Annotated in this window: 2 protein-coding genes and 1 pseudogene; 2 read left to right on the top strand and 1 reads right to left on the bottom strand. The window is 47.4% G+C overall.

The genetic code is table 11. The features are described from left to right. Positions 1-544, bottom strand: a pseudogene (locus tag V6C93_RS09675) (outer membrane protein assembly factor); the annotation flags it as partial. A 298-nt stretch (positions 545-842) separates the two neighbouring features. Between V6C93_RS09675 and V6C93_RS09670 the strand changes: the two are divergent. Both V6C93_RS09670 and V6C93_RS09665 read left to right on the top strand, forming a co-directional pair. After that, positions 843-3,440, top strand: a complete 2,598-nt coding sequence (locus V6C93_RS09670) for a bifunctional YncE family protein/alkaline phosphatase family protein (RefSeq protein WP_333476447.1) — start codon at positions 843-845, stop codon at positions 3,438-3,440. Between the two features lie 473 nt (positions 3,441-3,913). Next, positions 3,914-4,669: lipid-A-disaccharide synthase-related protein (locus V6C93_RS09665; protein ID WP_349262663.1), on the top strand; the 756-nt coding region annotated here is incomplete at its 3' end.

Genomic DNA, 4,669 nt, shown 5'->3' with positions numbered 1-4,669 from the left:
TTTTGCTCACACGGGCATTGGCAAAGTAACCCGTGTTTAAAATAGTTGCCACATCATTGTCCAACTGACTTTGACTGGTTGCACCACCGGAACGAGTGCTAATGCTGTCCAAAACTAACTGTTGCAATTCTTGTGTTGCACCCTTGACCTGAACATCTGTGGCAGTAACCGCAGCCTCACTGCTATTGGTTGATTTGGCTGAAGTGCGTGTGGACTGGGCAACTGAGTTCGTCGCTGTTCCAGATGCCTGAGTTGTGGTGCGCGTTGTGGCGGACTGAGAAGATTGCGATGTGGTGGGGACTGCCACCGTTCTAGTGTTTCCAGCTTGGCTAGACTGAGAAAACACAGGTGTCACAGCCACTTCGGGTGAAGCAATTGCCGCCGCTGACTGGGATGCTGGGGACGCCTGCACCGGAACCACATAGTTACTCGCTCCCGATTTCGTAGTCGAATTCGCGACGTTTGGAGAAGCGATCGCTTTGTGGGTTAACTCCCCAGCTGCGAGGAGCGCTAATGTAGAAAGTAAAATTGCTCTATTTAGCATAAAAGTAGCCTCATCGCTAGTCAGCGTTGTTACAATCGTCTTGCTTTTGATTAACCAGACCGTTGCTCAAATTGCCAAGTTCCAAGGGTTGTGCCACAACCCTATCTGCCACACTTCAGGGGGCGGACTGAGAGTTGTGGATGCGATCGTGCGATAATCCTTGAAGCGATCGCCTCAAAAAGCTTGCTACTCACGCTTTGGGTCTTCCTGGCGAGTGAGATAAACAGAAGTTAACCCTTGAGCCTCAAAATCAGGCAGGATTGAAACGGCTTTCCTGACTCAATTTTGGAGACTCCCCATGAAGTACAGATGGTCAGCTCTAGCGAGCATCCTTTTGTTGACAAGTGTGTCAATTCGTGTAGTGGCACAAGAGCGATCGCAACGAGATTTTCACTCAGATGAGCCAACCGCCCAACAACAGCCACACAAAGAAATAGAATTAGACGATCCAGCTGAGGAAGAGAACCTGAATCGGGAACTGTGGGAATTTGCCAAGAAAACACCCTACGAACACATACAACCCTATGTTTCCCAAGCTCAGGCAGCCTCGAAAGCGACCCGTTCCACAGAAGTAGCATTACCTAACGGCTGGAAGATTGCTCCCGCAGGTACTCAGGTTGAAGTGGGAAGACTACCCTATGAAGCGATTGTTTACGCCGGAAAACTGGTAGTACTCGATACTGGTTTTTACGGTAAAGAAGGCCAAGAAGTCTCCATCGTTGATACCAACAGCAGCCGCGTAGTTAAGACGTTGCACTTTCCATCCATTTTTCCCAGTGCTAAACAGGGGTTAGACGGCGATTTATATATTAGTGGCGGTTTTGACCAAAAAATCTATCGCTTAAACCAAGAATTCAATCCAGTCCGCGAATATCCAGTGAATGGCTTTGCCGCAGGCATGGCACCCATTGACGCCAAGCATCTCGCCGTCCTTTACATGGTGAGGGATAACGAGCAGAAGATTTACGGAAAGGGACAACTGGCTATTCTGAACACCGAAACAGGGCAAATCGAGAGAGAAGTAAATGTAGGATATTTCCCTTATACCGTTCAATACCTGAACAACAAGTTTTACCTCACTTTGACAGGAGAAAACAAACTTTTAGTCTACGACAAAGAACTTAAGCCTCTCAAAACTCTTGAAGTTGGGAAAACTCCTCAAACGTTCTGTCAGGATAATTCCAATCTTTATATCGTAAACACCACCTCGGATGAACTTTCCATTGTTGACACAAAACGAGATGCAGTAGTAGGAAAAATCGAGGTTCATCACAAAGGATTCCGTTCGGGGAGTTCTCCGACCTCCTGCGTAGTGGAGGGAAATCAGGTTTATGTCACCCAAGCTGAGATTAATGCCGTAGCTGTTTTTGATAAGAATACACGCCAAGAAGTGGGCTTTATCCCAACAGGTTGGTATCCCACCAAGGTACTGCTCAATAAAGGGCAAATGCTAGTCGTCAGTGCCAAGGGTATCCGTCCGCGCCGTCCCAATCCTCAAGGGCCACAGCCGATTGTAGAAAAGGGAGGACAAGATTATGTGCTGACGTTGCTCAAAGGAGCGGTATCCATTATTCCCAAGGGAGAAATTGCATCGAATTTGGGGAAATGGACGAAACAGGTAGAAGAGGGTTCTCCCCTGTACAGCCCCAAAGCTGGGATGAAATTGCCTATCCGTCATATCTTTTATATTGTTAAAGAAAACCGCACTTACGATCAGGTGTTGGGAGATTTGGGGCGGGGGAATGGTGACCCGAAATTGACACTATTTGGGCAAAATATTACGCCTAACCATCACCAGCTAGCTAAGGAATTCGTCACTCTTGATAATTTCTACGCCAATGGCGAAATTAGCGTTTTGGGGCATAGCTTCACGACGAGTGGCTATGCCAGTCCTTTTTTGGAGTGGCTGGGTAATGCTAAGTACTCTGGGCGATTTAATACTTATCCTTTTGGAACCGTACCCGTTACATTTTCTCCAACTTACCTGTGGAATGCCTTGGAAGCAAAAGGAGTAGATTACCGAATTTATGGAGAGCCTTACTATATCTTTACTCGCGCTTATCAGCTGATTGTGGACAGGTATGGAAGCGAGAGTGAGCTGGCTCAGAAGTTCTACAATCAAACGATGGTCTTTGCGGCTCAGACTGATCGAGGGAAGGAAGTTACTGAGTTTCTCAAAACTTACTACGGTCAAGCAGATACTCCACAAGAGGCTGTTCACCTCCTAGAAAAGCCAGAATTCGCCCGTTTTCTATCGCAAACATTTACGGGTGACGATAGTTTGGCACAGGCTTGGCAGAAAGATGCGGCGTTTCGCCAGAAGTTTGCAACATTTCTCTATCACTTTCCCTTAAATTACCCTTCATGGGATTTAACGTACTCGGATTTACAGCGGTTTTTGGACTGGAAAACCGATTTTGAGAAGCAGCTAAAGTCGGGACGAGTGGCGCAGTTGAATTATATCTGGCTGCCGAATGACCACACGGCTGGACAACAACCCGGATTGCCCAATCCATACCAAATGGTTGCTCAGAATGATGCGGCGTTGGGGAGGATTGTGGAAACGATTTCTAAAAGCCCGATTTGGCGGGAGAGTTTGATTCTGGTTGTAGAGGATGATGCCCAAAATGGGCCGGATCATGTGGATGCGACGCGCACAGTAGCTTTAGCGGCTAGTCCTTATGTGAAGCGAGGTGTTGTGGTGAGCGATCGCTATGATCAACTTAGTTTACTCCGCACTATTGAACTAATACTCGGCCTTGACCCCCTGAATCAGAATGATGGGTTAGCCGTACCCATGTTCGGGATGTTCACGCCCGAACCGAATGACTCTGCCTATGTTCCGCCTGCACCGTCTAACCAGCTAATGGAGTCAGACCAAACGCTTTACCACTAGAAATGGCACTGACTTAAGCGAAAAGTGATCGTTTCTTGGAAAAACCAAGATTGGGGGGGTTCCCCCCAAACCCCCCACTGGGGGACGGAGTGCCTCCCCCAGACCCCCTGCACAAGGGTTGGTTGGTAAGGTAGGAGAGTTCTTAACAGTGTCGTTCCGCTTAACTAAGAAAGCGGAAAACTTTAAAGCAAGTTTTGCTATTTGTCCCCGATTTGCAATAAAAGCATTGAAATTTATTCAAGCAGCCTAGGCTGTGTGTTCTCTGCCGTAGTTTCTAGGTAGCGTGATACACATAACTGACCCACTAACATCACCCTCCAACGTTGATAAGTATAATTACTCAAAGCTACGGCAAAGACAGACATTGATTTATTTTTGCCGATCCTAGACAATGCAGGTTTCTGCTGTGGTGCAATTCCACGAAGGGTCAGGAGCTATTTTTTGTTCATCAAAGGACTAACCAGATACTAATGATGCGTCTGCTCTGCCTCAGCAATGGTCATGGCGAGGATGTGATTGCCGTCCGAATTTTGCAAGAATTGCAGAAACACCCCAATGCCCCAGAACTGGCAGCATTGCCCTTAGTGGGTGAAGGACGAGCTTATAGCCAACTAGGTATTCCCATAATTGGAACCGTGCAGACGATGCCTTCCGGTGGCTTTATTTATATGGAAGGGCGTCAATTACTGCGAGATTTGCAAGGTGGTTTACTGCAACTCACTTGGGCACAGTTCAAAGCTGTCCGTCGTTGGAGCAAAAAAGGGGGTGTGATTTTGGCGGTAGGGGATATTGTTCCCCTCTTGTTTGCTGGGTTAAGTGGCGCACCTTATGGATTTGTCGGGACAGCGAAATCAGAGTATTATGTGCGGGATGAAGCTGGAGTGTTACCCAATCGGTCATTTTGGGAAACTTGGTCTGGCTCGGTTTATCATCCTTTTGATCGCTGGTTGATGAGTCGTCGGCGCTGCAAGGCGGTGTTTCCCAGAGATAAGCTGACAACGGAAACCTTACAAAAATGGTCTATCCCTGCGTTTGATTTAGGGAATCCGATGATGGACGGCATTTACCCAGAGAATCCTGCACCTATATTTTATGAAACCGATGCTGAGTTGAAAGAAATGCAGCGATCGCTGGTTGTTACCCTTCTACCGGGTTCTAGAGTACCGGAAGCGAATGAGAATTGGCGACAAATTGTACAAGCGACAGATGGTTTTCTAGAGACGTTTACC

This window comes from Allocoleopsis sp., assembly GCF_036703385.1.
Lineage (GTDB): Bacteria > Cyanobacteriota > Cyanobacteriia > Cyanobacteriales > Coleofasciculaceae > Allocoleopsis.
Note: the sequence above shows the minus strand (reverse complement) of the source record. Positions and strands in the feature narration are given on the sequence as shown.